This window comes from Streptomyces sp. TRM68367 (genome assembly GCF_014495685.1).
In the GTDB taxonomy this organism is placed as follows: domain Bacteria; phylum Actinomycetota; class Actinomycetes; order Streptomycetales; family Streptomycetaceae; genus Streptomyces.
The window spans coordinates 8371-23911 of record NZ_JACTVI010000097.1; the positions used below are offsets into that span (position 1 = coordinate 8371).

Genomic DNA, 15541 nt, shown 5'->3' on the forward strand with positions numbered 1-15541 from the left:
TCACCACCACCCGAAGGACGAACCAGGACGAATCCTCAACCCCGACCGACCACCCCAGGCCGGCGCGCGCACGTGAATGATCGAGGCTTGTCGCGGTCGATGGGCGGAAATTCAGCGGTCATGTATTCGCTCCTAATCAGTAGTCCAGGTCCAAATAGTCGATGTCGTTGATTTCCACGTCCGACAGTCCCATAGCGCGACCACCGCCGTCCTGGAAATACACATCCTTAAACCCTTCAGCGATGATCCCACGCATCTGCTGGTCGCTGGCACCCGCGTCGCGCGCCTCGAACAGACGCCGGGCGTACTCCGGGGGGAGGTGCACGGTGAGTCGCCGGAACCGTCCGTCGTCGGTCGTGCCGACCGGCGCGGTGTACCCGAACCGGGCCCGGGTCTCCACCGTGACCCCGCCCGTAGTGGCGGCCTGGCGCTGCCGGCGCTTGCGCACCTGCGGCTGCCACCGCTGCCGGACCGCGTCGTCGATCTTCGCGGCGACGTCGGCACGGGCGTGCTTGCGGGCACCGCGCCGGTAGCGGTTGACGGAGTCGGCGGTGACACCGAGCTCCTGCGCGACGGCCTTCGCGCTGCCCAACTGCTTGAGCAGGTAGCCGATCTGACCCTTCAACGTCTTCGGCGGCTCCCGGGTGAACGATTCCCGGTCGGCCCGCTCGATCGCGTCGTCGATCTCGCCCACCGGTTACTCCCCTTCGTCCAGGACGGCGTCGCCGCCCTTGATGTGGCGGGCCGGGTTGAGGCCCTTCTCCATGAGGTCGACCGCCCACAGCATCGTCTGGACGCCCTCCAGCTTCGCCAGGCCCGGCGTGGGCCCGAGACGGAAGGCGCCGGGCTGCGGCTTGCCGGAGGCGGCGTACGGCAGGAAGTCCAGCGGGCTCTCCCCCGGCGAGGGGTAGACGACGCAGTCGGACAGCACGGCGAGCGGGTACAGGCCCGTCATCTTCGCCATGTTGTTGAGCTTGCGGTGCATGTTGACCCGCGCCTTGCTGATGACGGCGGCCCGGATGTCGGGGCGCCAGGTCGGCCGCGACAGGGCCGGCCACGTCTCGCCCTCCTTGTAGTGCTTGCCCTGCGGGCGCTCACGGAGCTTGCCGACGCCGCCCTTGACCGTGGCCTTGATCGCGGACAGGACTGCGGCCAGGGCCGGGTCCTTCTGCTTGTGCTGCTCCATCGCTGCCAGGAACTCCACGTCGGAGAGGTCCTTGGTGACGCCCATGTCGGCGAGGGTGTCCACGTAGGCGGTCTTGAGCCGGTCGTGCCACGGGTCGAGGTACGCGCCGGTCTCGCGCCGCAGGTACGCCTCGATCGGGTGGACGTCGTGCCCGAGCTCCTGGGCGTAGGCGAGGGTGTGCGTCTGGTACCAGGCCGGGCCGGTCGGACGGCTGCCGTCCGGCGTGAACGGGCTGGGCAGGCGCGGGTCCAGCTCGATGTGGGACAGGTCCGCCAGCCAGCTCCCGGGGATCTTCGGGTTGAACTTCGGGGCGTGGAAGTGGTCGGGGGCGGACAGGCCGACGACCAGGCGGGCCGCGGCGGCGAGGAACGCCGTGTTGAGGTCGAGGCCGACCGCGAAGGGCAGCGTGCACTCCTCATCGGACAGCGTCTCCACCGAGCGCACCCACTGGTACGCCTCTTCGTTGAGGAAGCCCCCGGTCCAGCCGGAGTTCACGACGACGGGGTGTTCCGGGGTGGCCTCCGGCGGGGCCGGGTCCATCGGCTCGGTGCCCAGCGAGCCCGCGTTGTAGCCGGACACCCAGTTCCCGGTCTCCGGGTCCTGCACGGCCTTCGTCGGCGGGCGCAGCGCCGTCATCAGCTCGAGTCCGGAGACGGCGGTGGAGCCGCGCGGGGTGATGACCCGGGTCGCGTACACGCCGAGGACGCGGGCGATGTCGGCCGGCTCCATCTCACAGACGCCGGGCCAGGACCGCTCATCGAGGGCGTCCCAGGACAGGATCGCCAGCTGCACGCACTGCCGCTCACGGCCCTGCGCCTTGCGGTAGATCCGCGCCCACGGGCCGAAGCCGCGCTGCGTGAGCTGCCACTTCGCCTTCGCGACCTGCTTGACGACCGGGTGGTCCTCGGGCAGGCGCAGGGAGCGGCGCTGCTCGTGGCCCTCCAGACGCTCAGGCAGCCCGAGCTTCACCGCGGCCGCCGCCGTGAGCACGATCAGCGGGTCGCTGTCCTTGCCGTAGCGGTTGAGCTTCGCGGCACCGAGGCCGGACTCGCGCAGCGTCCACTCCACCAGCTCCACCACCGTGGTCGCCGGGCAGTCCAGCACGATGCCGCCGACGCCGTACGCGGAGCCGTCACCGTCCAGCACGGCCAGCGGACCGTGCGGGAACCGCGGGTCGACGGCGGGCTTCGCCGCCTTCCTCGTCGCCGGGCGCCGCGACGACGACGTGGGACGCGCGGCGGGACGCTCGGGAGCTGCCTGGGCGAGGGGCGCCTTCACCGGCGCGGCGGCCTCCGCCTCGGGCGCGGTCGGGCCGGTGAACGTCTGCGGAACCGGCTCCGGCTGGGGAGCGGGCGCCGGGGCGACGGCGGGAGCTCCGTGGGCCGCCGGGGGCGCGGCCTCGGGGACGGCGGCGGCGGCCTTGGGATACCTCGCCGCCCAGCCCTCCAGCAGCCGCTGGTACGCCTCCAGGCGCGGCGGCCGCGGTGAGCTCCGTCCGTTCTCCCAGTTCTTCACCGTCTGCTCGGTCGTCTCCAAGGCCTTCGCCAGACGCAGCTGGGTCATCCCCGCGGCCTCGCGCAGCCGCGCACGCTCCGCCGGGGGTGGGAGCTGCGGCTCCTCATCCAGCAGTGCATCCACGGACGCGAACAGCTTCTTCTTCAGGTCCTCATTGCTCGGCACTACGTCACCTCCACCTCGAACACTACCAGAAGTTTAGCTCTCGATTTAGCCTTTCGATTTAGCCCGATCGGACTTTCTGGTAGAGTGATCTTGACCGTCAGGCAGGCGGCAGGGCGAGCTGAAGGAGTTGCGGTGAAAGACGAGGACGTCATGCCGGTCGTCCTGGCCGAGGGGCAGCACGAGGAGATCCTGGCGTCGCAGATCCTGCCGACCTGGACCAAGGACGCCGTCCCTCAGGAACAGCCGGTGGTGGTGCTCGTCGCCGGGCCGCCGGGGAGCGGCAAGTCCACTCTGTGCGAACTCTTACTGGCAGTCCTTAACCGGCGGGGCGGCGCGGTGCTGATCGGCCGCGACCTCTACAAGGCCGCTCACCCCGAGTACGGCAGCCTCATACAGAGCGATGACCGTACGGCCGGAGTGCGGGTGCGTCCGGACGTCCTGCGGTGGCAGGCCGAGGTTGAGGAGTATGTACGACAACGGCGGTTCGATGCGGTGCTGGAGACTCCCCGCGCCGATCCAGAGGACGCCCGTGTGACGACCCGCGCCTACCGCGCGGCCGGCTATCGCGTCGAGGTGGTGGCGCTGGCCACGGCGGAGGCCGAGACGCAGCTGAGCGCGCTGGACCGCTATCTGACGCAGGTGAGCGAGGACGGAGCCGGCCGGTACGTCTCCTGGGACAATTCCGATCAGTGCTCGCGCAATCTGCCCACCTTCCTCGAGGTCATCGAGGCCGAGCATCTGGCCGATCGGGCGATGGTGGCGCGGCGTGACCTTCATGTCCTGTATGACAACGAGCTGACCGAGAACGGGTCCTGGCGGGACACACCGGGCGCACCGCAGGCGCTGACTGCGGAGTGGGCCCGGTGGTGGACTGCGCCGGAGACCTGGCGATTTCGCCGCCAACTGGCCAGTGCACAGCAGCAGTTGCACCCTGCGGTGATCGCGGAGGAGCGGCGTCTTGCCGTGGCCGGTGGTCTGGAGCGGGCCTTCGCGCTGGCTGAGCCGGTCCGCCGGATCGCTCAACCGCTCACCGTGCCGCCCGGGGTCGACTACCACCGCCTGTCCGCCGACGAACACACCTGGATCTTCGACGAGTTGATCGTCCCGTCGTACCTGAGCAACATCACCCCGCAGGATCAGCCGGTCGCGCTCTATGTGATGGGCCCGCAAGGATCCGGAAAAACCCGCACGTCGCGCGCGCTGCGCCGCGCGCTACGCCAGCGCAGGCCTACCCGTATCGAGGGCGGGACCTTCAAGGCGATGCACCCCGACTACCGCCAGCTCCTCCAGGAGCAGCCGCGCACCGCCTCAGCCCGGATCAGGGCCGACTACCGACGTTGGCAGAACATGGCTGAGGCATACGTACAGGCGCGCCGGGGCGACCTGCTGATCGAGATCGCCCCGGACAGCGTCGCCCACTTCCTCGACGGTGCCCGCCGCAACCACCGGGCGGGCTACCGCGTGGAACTGATCGTCCTCGGGGTGCGCGCCGCAGACAGCCGGCTCGGCACGGCGACTCGGTGCGCCGAAGTGGCACGCCTCGGCGGCACACCCCGCTTCACCTCAGCCGCCGCCCACGACGTGACCTTCAGCGTGGTCGCCGACGCGGTCCGCGCGGCCGAACAGGAGCCGCACACCGTGAGCTCCATCTCCGTCATCCGCAGGGACCTGACCGCGGTGTACCGAGGCGAGCGCACCCTGGGCGGAGCCTGGGCCCGACCGCCCCAGGCCGGGCACGTCCTGGAGGCCGAGCAGCACCGCCTGTACACACCGGCCGAAGCAGCCCAGTTCCTCGCAACCCTCCAGGGGGTGCAGAGCGAGCTGCCGCAGTACCGGTCGGATCTGGTCGAGATCGCCGCGCTGGCCTGGCCGCTGATGCCCGCCCACCTGCAGCCGCGCTCCCTCGCCTCCACGGTCGTCACGGCGGCGCTGCCCGTTCCTCTCCAACAGGGTTCCGGTTACTGGCCCTTGAGCTCTTGGGAGCGGGCCGCATAGCGGGCCGCGATCTCGGCGACCTCTTCCGGGCCGGCGTCCTCCAGCGCCTGCTGATCGGCGGCGCACGCCGCCAGCCCGGCCGTCAGGATCTTGAGTTGCTCGGCGTCGGGGACGGCGGCACGCCGCTCCTTGGCGATCTGCTCCGAGTACCAGGCGCTCACCTCCTGCACCAGATGCTCGGCGGCCTCGGGATTCACATGCTCAGACAAAAGGTGTCCTTCGGGTATCGGGACCATGGGGGCCATTGTCTCTGGCCGGTTGCGTGCGGCCTCGGACCTGGTGGGGCGGCCCGTAGTCGCCAAGCGGGGGCAGTGACGCATAGGTTGATACCGCTGGTGATCGTTTTCGGGGGGTGTCGTGGCACGGGATCTACGGATGCTGTTCGGCGTGAATGACCGGTCTGTTGAGGCCGAGGAGGCCTTCACGAACCGTCAGGCTCAGTGGCAGGCCATCGTTGCCGCGCTCACCGACCACCTGCACCGTGTCGCCAATCCCGGCTTCGACGTCGAGGACCTGGCGGGCCCGAGGCACAACATCCTGGTCGGCCACGGTGTCGGCGGCATCGGCAAATCCACCTTCTCCCGCAAGATCGAGGCCTCGCTCGCCCACCAAGGCGGTCGTCCCGCGCAGTGGGACGCCCCTTCCTGGCCGATCGAGCGGATCCTGCCCGTGCGTATCGACCTCGCCCGGTCCACCGGCATCGATTTCGAACGCGTGGTGCTCTCCATCCGCCTCGCGATCGCCGCCCTGGGCCGCCCCATGCCCGCCTTCGATCTGGCGCTGCGCCGGCACTGGGAACGCAACCACCCCGGCGAACCGCTCGAGGAATATCTGCGGCGCGGGGGCCTGTTCAGCCGGTTCACCAACGCGGTCAACCTGCCCCAGCAGATGCAGTCCGCGCTGGCCGACGTCGCCCAGGCACTGGCCATGCCCGGCACCGTGGGCGGTGCCGTCGGCCAGCTCACCACCACGCTGGTCGGCGCGCTGCGCGAGCGACGCCAGACCGTACGCGCGCTGGCCGGCTGCGCACGCCTGGCCGACATCCTCGAGGCCGAACCCGACCTGGAGACGCTGAGCTTCGCCACCCACCTGCTCGCCTGGGACCTGGCCCAGCTCCCCGCCACCCAGCGGGTCGTCCCGGTCATCCTGTTCGACACCTTCGAAGACGTCGGCGACCGCACGAACCGGGATCTGGAACGGCTGCTGCAGCGCATCGTGTGGCTGATGCCCCAGGCCTTCTTCGTGATCACTGGCCGCAACCGGCTGCAGTGGGCCGAGGAGGGCCTCGCCGGGCAGCTCGACTGGACCGGCCCCACCGCCTGGCCCGGCCTGGCCGGCCACGTGCCCGCCTCCCGCGGCGACACCGGGCCCGCCGGGCGGCAGATCCTGCTCGGTGACTTCTCCCCCGAGGACTGCGACGACCACCTCGCCCGGCGCCTGTCCCGTGACGGACAGCCCCTCATCGGCGAGGACCTGCGCCACGCCATCGCCGCACGCTCCCACGGCCTGCCTCTCTACCTCGATCTGGCGGTCATGCGGTTTGTCGAGATACGGCGCAGCGGACGCGAGCCGCAGCCGGCCGACTTCGGCGACTTCCCCGCCCTGATCTCCCGCACGGTCAGCGACCTGACGACCGACGAGCGGCATGTCCTGCGCTCGGTGTCCCTCCTGGACGCCTTCTCCGTTCCCCTGGCCACCCAGATAGCCGGCCTCACCCATGACGCGGCCGCTTTGCGGCTCACCGAGCGCCCCTTCATCCGCGAAGACCCTGCAGGACTGTGGCCCTTCCACCTCCACCAGGTGGTCCGCTCCGCGATCCGCCACGCCGAAGACCACACCGACGACCGCTGGTCCGAGCAGGACTGGCACCGGGCAGCCACGCGCGCACTCGCCGCCCTGGGCCACGAATGGCGCCACGGACCGCGGCGCGATCGCACGATGCTGATCGGCTGCCTGCGCCAGGGCCTACGCCTGGCCCACGACCACCGCCTTGACGACCTCGACTGGCTCACCGACGCCGCCTTCGCCTACACCGAAGACTCCGTCTGGGAACCCCTCGCCCCACCCACCCACACCCCGCCCCCTCCCCCCGGTACCGAGCCGCAGCCGGGTCCGGACACACCCTCCGACGCCCTGGCCGAACTCCTCGCCACCATCGCCCGCCGCCAGCACGAGCACCGTGAACGCACCGCTGAGCGCCTCACCGCCGTCCTGACAACCGGCCTGCTGTCCGGCGAAATCGCCGAACTCGCCCTGTACTACCGGGCCAAAGCCCACAAGGACCTCGGCCGCACCGACGCCGCACTTGACGGCTACCGCCAGGTCGCCGACGCAGACAATCGGCTCGCTCCGCGCGCCCGCCGCGGCCTGGCCAACCTCGCCCGTATCCGCGGCGACTTCGAAGCCGCCCTCGCCGCCGTCCCCACCCTGGGCTGGAAGGGCCGCCACCACCGCGTCCTGGGCCACATCCACTTCCCCCACGGCGACATCGACCGTGCCGTCGCCGCCTTCGAGGACGCACGGACCGAAGCCGAACAGCACGACGCCCCGGGCGAGCGGGCCATCGCCCAGACCCTCCTCGCCCTGGCCTGCGCCTTCACCGACCCACTCCGCGCCGACGACGAACTCACCCTCGCCCACCAGCTCCTCGCCCAGCTCGACCAGCGCGCAACCACCCTCCTCGCCCAGGTCGCCGCCCTCGTACGCGACGCTGGCACCGACCGCGACCTCACCGACCGCGCCACCGTGCTGCGCACCGAGATCTCTGTCGCCGGACTCGCCTGGCTCACCCCGCTGCTGGAGACCGCGCTCGCCTTCCACCACGCCGTGCGCGGCGCGCAGGACGACCTGACGACCACCATCGGCCGCCTGCGCGAGGCAACCGCGAACGGCGACTTCGCCTACTTCGTCCACATCGCAACCGCCATGGGCGACCTGCCCCAGCCCACCAGGCACCCCATACAGTGGCTCGACGGTGAACCCGCCGTCCGCACCCGCTGGCGCGCCCTGGTCACCGCACGTCAACACCACCTGAGGAACTGACCAGGCCCCGGCTCAGCACCACGCGCACGGTCGCCCAACGCGAAAGCGGCACCACGTGACGGACCAAACGCAGGAATCTTGGGCCGAGGCCCTGGCCGAGGAGATACGGACCAGCTACCCGGGCGTACGCCTTGAACTGGGAATCGACCACGGCCCATACCTCGTGCTCTTCTCGATCCTCCTCCCGGAGAGCGAGCGAGGGAACGGGCTCGGCACCCGCGTCATGGAACACATCACCGCCGCTGCCGACCTACGCGGTGTACCCATGACGCTCAGCCCAAGCGACACCTTCGGCGGGGACATGGTCCGGCTGTACGCGTTCTATCGACGCCTCGGCTTCATCACCAACACCAGGCGCGGTGAGGTCGGCGCCCCAAGAGAGAGCATGGTCCGCGTACCACTCAGCTCCGCCGCAGTTGGTGAAAGCACACTGGCATATCCATGGCAGACCCACTGACGTTCTCGTGGCAACCGACAATGGGCCATATGGCGGGGCACATCCCTCAGCAGCTGGCACAAGCGCGCCAATCGCGGCCCCGAGGCCCATCGGCTCGCGCCCGTCCCGGCGCACCGTATGGATCAGGCGCGGCTGCTGCCGCAGAACAAGCCCCCAACGGGCTGCAGAGTCAGTGGGGCGCCTCAGCACCTCCGGTGTTGTCAGCCACAGCTTTCGACTTGGAGCGAGTATCGGTTGGGCCCGTGAATGACGGTGCGGCGGAGCACGTGAGCACGGACGAGCCGAACGGTTGGCGGGATCGGGACGCGGACAGGTTCGCGACTCCAGCGGAGCCACAGGGCGTGATCGCCGAGTTCGGCGGCCTTGGTGAGCTTTTCGAGTGACAGGAGCTTGCTGCTTCGGTCGATCTCGATGCTGATGAGCCGACCTTTGCCGGAACGGTGCTTGAGCTGGAGATCGAGCCGCTTGGGGCGCGGTTGCTCTGGCTCCGCCGGAAGCCAGACCTCTCGCTGGGCGTTGTAGCCAAGACTGTCGGCCCACTGAGCAGTCGAATCGGTCAGGAACCTGGTCACCTGATGCGCGGTCAGGTCGGTGAAGTGCTGGCTGTTGAGCCAGGTCCGTAAGGAGTGGGCGGCGGCATCAAGCTGTGTGTTCGGCATGGCGCGAGTATCCGGGGCGGCACTGACACCGGGTCCTGCAGCACACCGTGACGGTCAACTACAGCGGCCACCCCCACGCGATCCGCTACCAGCCCACACCCGAGGACCTCGCGCGGCGCGAGTAGCTGGCCCCGGCTCCGGTCGGCCCTCCCGCCGACCGGTCCGTCACCCGCCACGTGCCCGGTACGGTGCCGGGTGACAGGTCGATCGGCAGAACGGGGTGGAATGTGACGGCAGAGCCGGTTCGCACACGCGGAGACGTGCTCGGCTACGGCCTGGCGGTGGCGCTCTTCCTGCCCGGGGTCGCCTACCTCGGGATCACCAACGGCCACCGCTTCATCGACAACTCGTTCTTCGCCTACATGTACTGCCTGGCAAGCGTGAGCTTCGCATCGGTCCCTCTACTGGCGTGGCGTCGGGGCAACGGCCGGTACGCGGACCCGGGCTTCCGCCGGACGGCGTGGTTCCCGTGGCTGTTCACCACCGGGCAGGGCGTGGCCTACAGCGCCGACCGAGGCGACAGCAACATCGTCATGCTCATCGTCGGCTGGGCAGGGTTCATCGGCGCCGGCCTGGTCGCCATGTACTTCCTCGGGAACGCACTCTGGTCCGCGCCAGGCGACCTCTTCCATATCGGCGGTGACACTGCGGACACCGGCAAGACCGAGTCCGAGTCCGGCGCCTGACCACGCGCTACAAGGCCGTGGGCAGCGCGGCACAGGCCGACGTCTACCGGCGTCGGCGGCCGCGGCTCTCGATGTGACGGTTGAGGATGTCCCGTCGTGCCTGGTGGGATCCGGCGGGCAGCGCGCACTCGGCATCCGGCTTGCCTCAGTCCCACAGTTTGCGGGTGAACTCCTTCGCCCACTCCACCCGCTCCTGGTGCGGACCGTGGGGCACGCACGGGGAGTTCGGGCCGGCCTGGCACTTCGGGCAGGTGACCTCTCTCGCATGCCAGGTCCGCGCCGCCGAGCCTGCGGTTTCCTGCGGTTCCCGCTCTCTCCTGCGCGGCCGGGGCGGCCGGGGCGGCCGGGGTTCGGCCCGGGCAGGCGGCAGGGGCACGACGTCGACGGCCTGCTGCTGGCGTTCGTTGCGGGCGACCTTCTGCTTCTCGCCGGGGCCAATACGGTCGTCGCTCTGCAGGACGCGGCGCAGGCGTTCGTCGTGGGGAAGCTGTCGCTTCTCGCTGGGGCCGACGCGATCGTCGTTGTCGCACAGCTTGCCGGGGCCGGCGTGGCATCGCGGGCACGTCATTCGGTACCAGTCGCCGCGTGGCACCTGGTGGTGCAGCCGGGCCGTGGCTTTCATCCTCGCTTCATGCGCCTGGCCCTCCCGGCCGGGCTGCGGCCGCCGCTGCTGGAGCAGAGGTGTGGAGCTGGCTTCAGGCTCGTGCCCCTTCGGGGCCGGCTGCGTCGGCTCGGCAGGAGCCTCGACCTCTTGCCGAGCCTTCTTCTGTTGCCGGGCCATCTTTTGCGCGGCTTTCCGCTCATCCAGCTCCAGCTGCAGCCGCTCGTTGTGGCCGTCCTTGCGCGGCTTCCCGCTGTTGGGCCCCTCGACCAGCACACAGTCCTTGCCCTGCTCCGCGTTGCAGCGCGGACAGCTCCGCTGGATCCAGTACCGCCGCGCCACGCGAAGCTGCTCCTGCGGCCCTCTTGCCGCCCTCTTCTTCCAGACCTCCACGCGCCGCGCTTCACCACGGGTCAGCAGTTCGCCGGCCAAGGCCGCGGACCTCACAAGCTCCCCCACCCGAGGGATCAGGTCGGGCGGGTACGCGTCGTACCCGCGAAGGCGTTGGAGGGTGCTGCGGACCCGAGCCGCCGCCTTGTGCGCTTCCTTCTCCGTGTCAGCTTCCGCTTCGACCGCGTCCCGCGTGAGGTCGTCCAGGCTCTCGAAGTACGTGGTCGCCCGCTCGTAGACGGCGGATTCGGCGTCCGTGCGATCCTCAGATGCCGTCGCGTTGACGCGTATCAGAAGCCTGCGCACCCGCCCAGGCGTGTGCTCAGCGACCGCCTTCTTCAGGTTGTCGAACAGCTTGCGGCGCTCCTCGTCCTGCTCGACCAGCCAGACCCTCGCGTGGCGAACGGCAGCCTCGAGCTGCTCCTGGAGCTCCCCGCCCACACCGGTCAGATCCTCGATGTCCCCGCACACCTGCTTCACCACGGGCACGGACTCGATCCGACGTGCATACACCAGCCGGCGCAGCAGGGCCTGGGCGCGAGCCTCCGGCTCTGGCACCTTCCTCGCCTTGCCGGGCGACCACAGTGAAGGACGCGGCGCTGTGCGGGCCTGAACGATCTTCTCAACGGCCGGCGTCGACAATCCGCGTTCCGTCATCTCGCATTCGTCCAGAGCGAACCATTCGATTTGCCGGGCGAACGCCTCGGTCCCGATCTGCACGTGGCGCGCGGTGCCCACGCTGTTCAGGCGGATCCGGTGCACGTACCAGCGGCGGATCAGTGTGTCGCGGTCGACCGGCACCGTCGTCCCGAGGACCGGCTCGACACCGTCGTCCCACACCGGCGTCACCGTCTGGTCCAGATGCACCCGCAGAGCGCCATGGCGCCAGCGCACATCCACGATGGACCCGATCGGTGCGCCTTCGGTGCGGGTGTACTCGAAGGTCGCCTGTTCCCCGCGGCCGGCGAGCCAGGCTGAGGCCGCCGACCGCACATAGAGGTGGTCTGCGCTGTCCACGCCGTGGGAGCGGCGCCCGCACACGTGTGGCAGCCCGTCCGGGTCCGGGTGATGTGCGAAATGACAGGCGCGGTCCGTGTACAGCTTCGTGGTCAACTGGCCGCCGCAGCCGCCGAGAAGAGTCCCGCACCAAAAGGAGTCGTCCTCGTAAGCACGCCGGAATGCATCCAGCTCGATCGCTTCCATCGGCAGCATCAACGGCTCATCCGAGTCCGCCCCGCCAAGCACCGCTGTCTGGATCCGTCGCCTGTCCGTGCGCACAAACTCCCCCATCCCCACCCGCCAACACATCCTGTCACCAGCCGAGTACACCAACCAGATCGCCTCTCGGCTCGACTCAGGCCGTACACCCCAGCTGTGATGCCCTCGCCGCGCTGCCGATCACGCCGTCCGCGGTCTGCCCCTTCCGGGCAGCGCGCTCTGCCCGGGCCCGGCGCAGGGCGGCCGCCTCGGTGGCCGCGGCCTGGCGGCGGCGCTCCAGGCGCGCCTGCTCGATCGGGGCCGTCACACCGTCCGGGACGACATCTGGCTCGGGGAAGGCCCGGCGGCTCAGCTCCCGCATCGCTGCGGCCTGCCGCTCCACCGCCTCCGCGATGCCCAGGTCCACGCGGGACGGCCGGGTCACCTCCTGGTGCGCGGCGAGCGCGCGGCGGTAGCCGTCCGAGGCGGTCTCCCGGGTACGCGGCGGCCCGGCAGGTGCGGCCGTGTGCTGCGGATCGGCGTCGGCCGGCTCGGGCACCGGCACAGTGCCGGGCGCCAGGATCCGCAGGGTGCGGACGACCGTGCGGCCTGCGGACTGGTTGGCGGCCGCGATGATGTGGGTCTGCTCCAGCCGGGCCTTCGTCGCCCAGGCCGCCGACTCCGGGCACACCGTGAGCTGCCCGGAGTCGGCGTCGTACGACACGGCAACAACGTGCCCGGCAAGCTCGGGAGCGATGGCCGCCCACCGGTCCCGCAGCGTCGCGCCGGCGGCCGGGAGCTCCCAGGCCCGCTCGGTCACCAGCGCGCCGATCGCGGCACCGAGCCCCATCGGCTCGCGCCCGCCGCGCCGGACCACCGACGCCGTGCGCGGCTTCGGCTGCGCCGTACGGCCGCCGCCGTTCTTCTGCGCCGCCACCTTGGCGGCGCGCAGTGCGACGCGGGCCAGGTCGACGCCACTGAGCTGAGGGTTCTGAGTCATCACGCAACCTCCCCGGCCAGCTCCTGGACGCGGTGGACACCGCAGACGCTGCGCGACGGCAGGGGCTTCCGCCCGCACGGCACGTCTCCGTCCCGGCCCGAGCAGGTCTGCGGCTCAGCCGTCGCGGGGCCCGCCTGGCGGGGCGCGGCTTCGGGTGCGGAGGCAGTGGCCAGCGCGGCGGCTTCCTCGCGGCAGAGCTTGCACAGGCCGTCCTCGAGGGCGCGGCCGACCACGACGATCCGCGCGCCGCAGTCCCCGCAGGAACCGCGCGGCGGACCCTCCAACTCGCGCTGCACCGGGACCGGAGCCGGGTTGCGGACCGCATCGTCCAGCACGCAGTCGGCGCAGCGGCCGCCCGGGCCGGGACGGGTGCCGTGCTCAGGGCACAGGCCCTGCTCGATGCGCTGGGCACGCCTGCGGGCGGCGGCCTTGTCCTGGACGATCTCGGCACAAACCTCGCAGTCCTTGCCGGTCGACCACAGGACACCGGCCTCGCAGTCCTGGTAGCCACAGCCCCAGCGCGGCAGTGCCACCCCCAGCAGCCACCGGCCCGGGTCACGGATCTCCGAGAGCATCACCTTGGCGAACCGGGCGGTGAGCCGGTGGTGCAGGCGTTCGGCGTCGGTGCCCCCGCGCAGCTGGCGGCCCACCTCACGGGCGATCTGCCGGACGACGAAGTCGCTGTTCACCTTCTCCAGCAGCAGGTGCACCGGCTCAAGCACGGCGTAGATCTGCGGGCTCATCGCCAGCTGCGGTCCGTCGTACGACGACCGGCGGGCACCCCCGCCCCTGCTGCTGCGCTTTTTGGTTTCCGGCTTCGAGGGGGAGGGCTGGCTGTTTCCACCCGCGCGAAGCGCGAGATCACCGCCGGCTTCCGTACGCGCAGCAGCGTTAGCCGGGTTTTCCACAGCCCCAGCGCCCTCAACTACCGGTACCTCGCCTACGGCGGATGAGAAGAACGCGCCCTCGTCATCCGGTGAGTCAGTCCTAGGTGATTCCTCATTCGCGAGGGATCCCTCACCAACCGGCGAACCCGATCCCTCACCAACTTGGGAACTAACCGACTCCTGCGAACCACTGGTCACAGCCGCCTCAGCAGCCCCGGCAACCGCCGCGCAGCCACCGTCCGGACGGGCCTCGGGAGCGATGTCGTGCGCGATGTACCGGTGACGCCCCTGCGCCCCCGCACGCCGCTGCACCGTCACCCAACGCGCCGCCTCCACCGCGTCCACGACCGCCGAAGCCGCCGTCACCGAGATCGGCTGACCCGCCTTCTTGCCCGAGTGGTGGAGCAGGCCGGCCGCCAGCTCAGCCTCCGTCAGCGCGATCCCCCGAGCCTGCGCATACGCGATCAGCGCGAACGCACGCAGCTGCCGGGGCGTGAGGTCCTCCGAGGCCGCCACCGGCAGCCACACGAACGCCTCCGTACGAGTCATCGTCCGCACCGCCCGCAACGCCGACGTGCCCGTACCGCCCGGCAGCGTCCGACGATCCGAGAACAGCTCCACCACACCATCCAGGCCCGGACGGCACAGCTGCGTCATCCCCCGCTCCACCGACGCCGTCGACAGCCCCAGATACGAGGCGATCGTCGACGACTTCGCCTGACACCCCTCCGGCCGCAGCCCCAGCGCCTTCACCTTCACGTACACCGACAACGCCACGTCCTGGTAGTACGGCGACCAGACCAGACGCATCGGAACACGAACCCGCTGCCGCCGAACCGGCGCGGACCCTTCCACAGCGGCGGCCGACACCGCGACCGCACTCATCGGCCCACCCGGACGCACGAGAAAGAGATCATCTCGGCAGCCTTGCGCAGGCCGCCTGTGGACAGAGTCCGCGAAGCGGCGAGAACCCCGATCTCTCCCGCCCGGCGGGCAGCAACTTCCGGTCGCGTCCCGCCACACGGGACGCTGCCCCAGCGGACACTGTCGACGGAGTTGTCGAAGACCTCCGAGAGCGGGTGCACGAGCGAGGTGGCCGACACCGCGACCAAGCCCTCCGAGCCCGCTCCAAAACCGCTGCTCTTGTAGCTTCCTACCGGAAAACCCTCTTCCGTTACGAACCGCACATAGGCGGGTGAAACGTACGCCGATCCCGTCACACGGGATGGCCGCCGGGCCTGAACCGGGGTGAAACGGACAGGGTCAAGCTGACAGGGGACACCACTCTCGGGCACTATGAGAAACGACCTGCCTTCCATATAGCTGGACCGACCCGAGCCCCTCGGGGCTGGACGGCCAGATGTGTGGATGTGTCGGGTAAGCCCCCTTCGTGAGAAGCGGGCGGCACTGGATCGGGAGGGGGGAGATTTCTCCTCTCGTCTCGGTGGTGGTGAACCGCAGGGCCCCTGTCACAGAGGCCCCGCGGATCGGCGGGACGTGGCCGTTGTCAGCGGCCGGGTCTTGCTGATCGGTAGGACTTGACCGTCGTCAACGGCCAGGTCTTGCGGGTAGGGCGCCGACCGTGTCAGCGGTCGGGGTACTGCTGGTGGCCCTTGTCAAAGGGGCCGACCCGCTTGTCGAAGGCGGGGTTTTGCTAGGTAGGTAAGAAGTGGCTCTATGAGCCGAAGCTCGGAACCGGGTGTCGATCCGGGACCGAGCAGCCGATCCAGGGTGTCAAACCCGGTCGGAGCGAAGGGCCGC

The 15541-nt window shown here is 70.3% G+C and carries 11 protein-coding genes; 4 read left to right on the forward strand and 7 right to left on the reverse strand.

Annotation, left to right across the window (positions count from 1 at the left end):
• Positions 1–136: 136 nt before the first annotated feature.
• Together tpg and tap are read right to left on the reverse strand one after the other, a co-directional pair.
• Positions 137–694 (reverse strand): telomere-protecting terminal protein Tpg, encoded by a 558-nt coding sequence (gene tpg, locus H8R17_RS37020; protein ID WP_187827592.1) that lies wholly within the window; start codon positions 692–694, stop codon positions 137–139.
• A gap of 3 nt (positions 695–697) precedes the next feature.
• A complete protein-coding gene (gene tap, locus H8R17_RS37025) occupies positions 698–2866 on the reverse strand; it encodes a telomere-associated protein Tap (RefSeq protein ID WP_187827593.1) in 2169 nt (722 codons plus the stop codon).
• A gap of 132 nt (positions 2867–2998) precedes the next feature.
• On the opposite strand from tap, the gene H8R17_RS37030 reads away from it, so the two are divergent.
• Positions 2999–4861, forward strand: a complete 1863-nt coding sequence (locus H8R17_RS37030; protein ID WP_316959639.1) for a zeta toxin family protein — start codon at positions 2999–3001, stop codon at positions 4859–4861.
• Here the strand turns inward: H8R17_RS37030 and H8R17_RS37035 are convergent.
• Positions 4825–5070: a hypothetical protein gene (locus H8R17_RS37035; RefSeq protein WP_262505803.1), complete on the reverse strand. Its 246-nt coding sequence runs from the start codon at positions 5068–5070 to the stop codon at positions 4825–4827. The genes H8R17_RS37030 and H8R17_RS37035 overlap by 37 nt on opposite strands.
• 178 nt (positions 5071–5248) lie before the next feature.
• Here H8R17_RS37035 and H8R17_RS37040 point away from each other — a divergent pair, with 178 nt between their 5' ends.
• Complete coding sequence (locus H8R17_RS37040; RefSeq protein ID WP_316959640.1) at positions 5249–7903, forward strand: ATP/GTP-binding protein; 2655 nt, start codon at positions 5249–5251, stop codon at positions 7901–7903.
• 55 nt (positions 7904–7958) lie between these two features.
• The gene (locus H8R17_RS47825) at positions 7959–8360 is read left to right on the forward strand and encodes a GNAT family N-acetyltransferase (RefSeq protein ID WP_262505804.1); all 402 of its coding nucleotides are present in this window, start codon (positions 7959–7961) and stop codon (positions 8358–8360) included.
• A gap of 200 nt (positions 8361–8560) precedes the next feature.
• Here H8R17_RS47825 and H8R17_RS37050 read toward each other — a convergent pair whose 3' ends face one another.
• Entirely contained in the window at positions 8561–9019 is a 459-nt protein-coding gene (locus H8R17_RS37050) for a hypothetical protein (RefSeq protein ID WP_187827596.1), read from the reverse strand.
• A 260-nt stretch (positions 9020–9279) separates the two neighbouring features.
• On the opposite strand from H8R17_RS37050, the gene H8R17_RS37055 reads away from it, so the two are divergent.
• Positions 9280–9705, forward strand: coding sequence for a hypothetical protein (locus H8R17_RS37055; RefSeq protein ID WP_187827597.1), 426 nt, complete (start codon positions 9280–9282; stop codon positions 9703–9705).
• 145 nt (positions 9706–9850) lie between these two features.
• Here H8R17_RS37055 and H8R17_RS37060 read toward each other — a convergent pair whose 3' ends face one another.
• From H8R17_RS37060 to H8R17_RS37070, 3 genes are all read right to left on the reverse strand, one after another.
• Positions 9851–11908, reverse strand: a complete 2058-nt coding sequence (locus tag H8R17_RS37060; protein ID WP_262505806.1) for a hypothetical protein — start codon at positions 11906–11908, stop codon at positions 9851–9853.
• A 142-nt stretch (positions 11909–12050) separates the two neighbouring features.
• Positions 12051–12893 carry a DciA family protein gene (locus tag H8R17_RS37065; protein WP_187827598.1) on the reverse strand — a complete coding sequence of 281 codons (843 nt, stop codon included), beginning with the start codon at positions 12891–12893 and terminating at the stop codon, positions 12051–12053.
• Complete coding sequence (locus tag H8R17_RS37070; protein WP_262505807.1) at positions 12893–14590, reverse strand: hypothetical protein; 1698 nt, start codon at positions 14588–14590, stop codon at positions 12893–12895. The genes H8R17_RS37065 and H8R17_RS37070 overlap by 1 nt, the downstream gene beginning before the upstream one ends.
• Between the last annotated feature and the right edge of the window lie 951 nt (positions 14591–15541).

Coding starts and splice junctions, on each gene's coding strand:
- H8R17_RS37050 (WP_187827596.1), bottom strand. CDS start 9,019: ATGCCGAACACACAGCTTGATGCCGCCGCCCACTCCTTACGGACCTGG.
- H8R17_RS37060 (WP_262505806.1), bottom strand. CDS start 11,908: ATGCTGCCGATGGAAGCGATCGAGCTGGATGCATTCCGGCGTGCTTAC.
- H8R17_RS37065 (WP_187827598.1), bottom strand. CDS start 12,893: ATGACTCAGAACCCTCAGCTCAGTGGCGTCGACCTGGCCCGCGTCGCA.
- H8R17_RS37070 (WP_262505807.1), bottom strand. CDS start 14,590: ATGCGTCTGGTCTGGTCGCCGTACTACCAGGACGTGGCGTTGTCGGTG.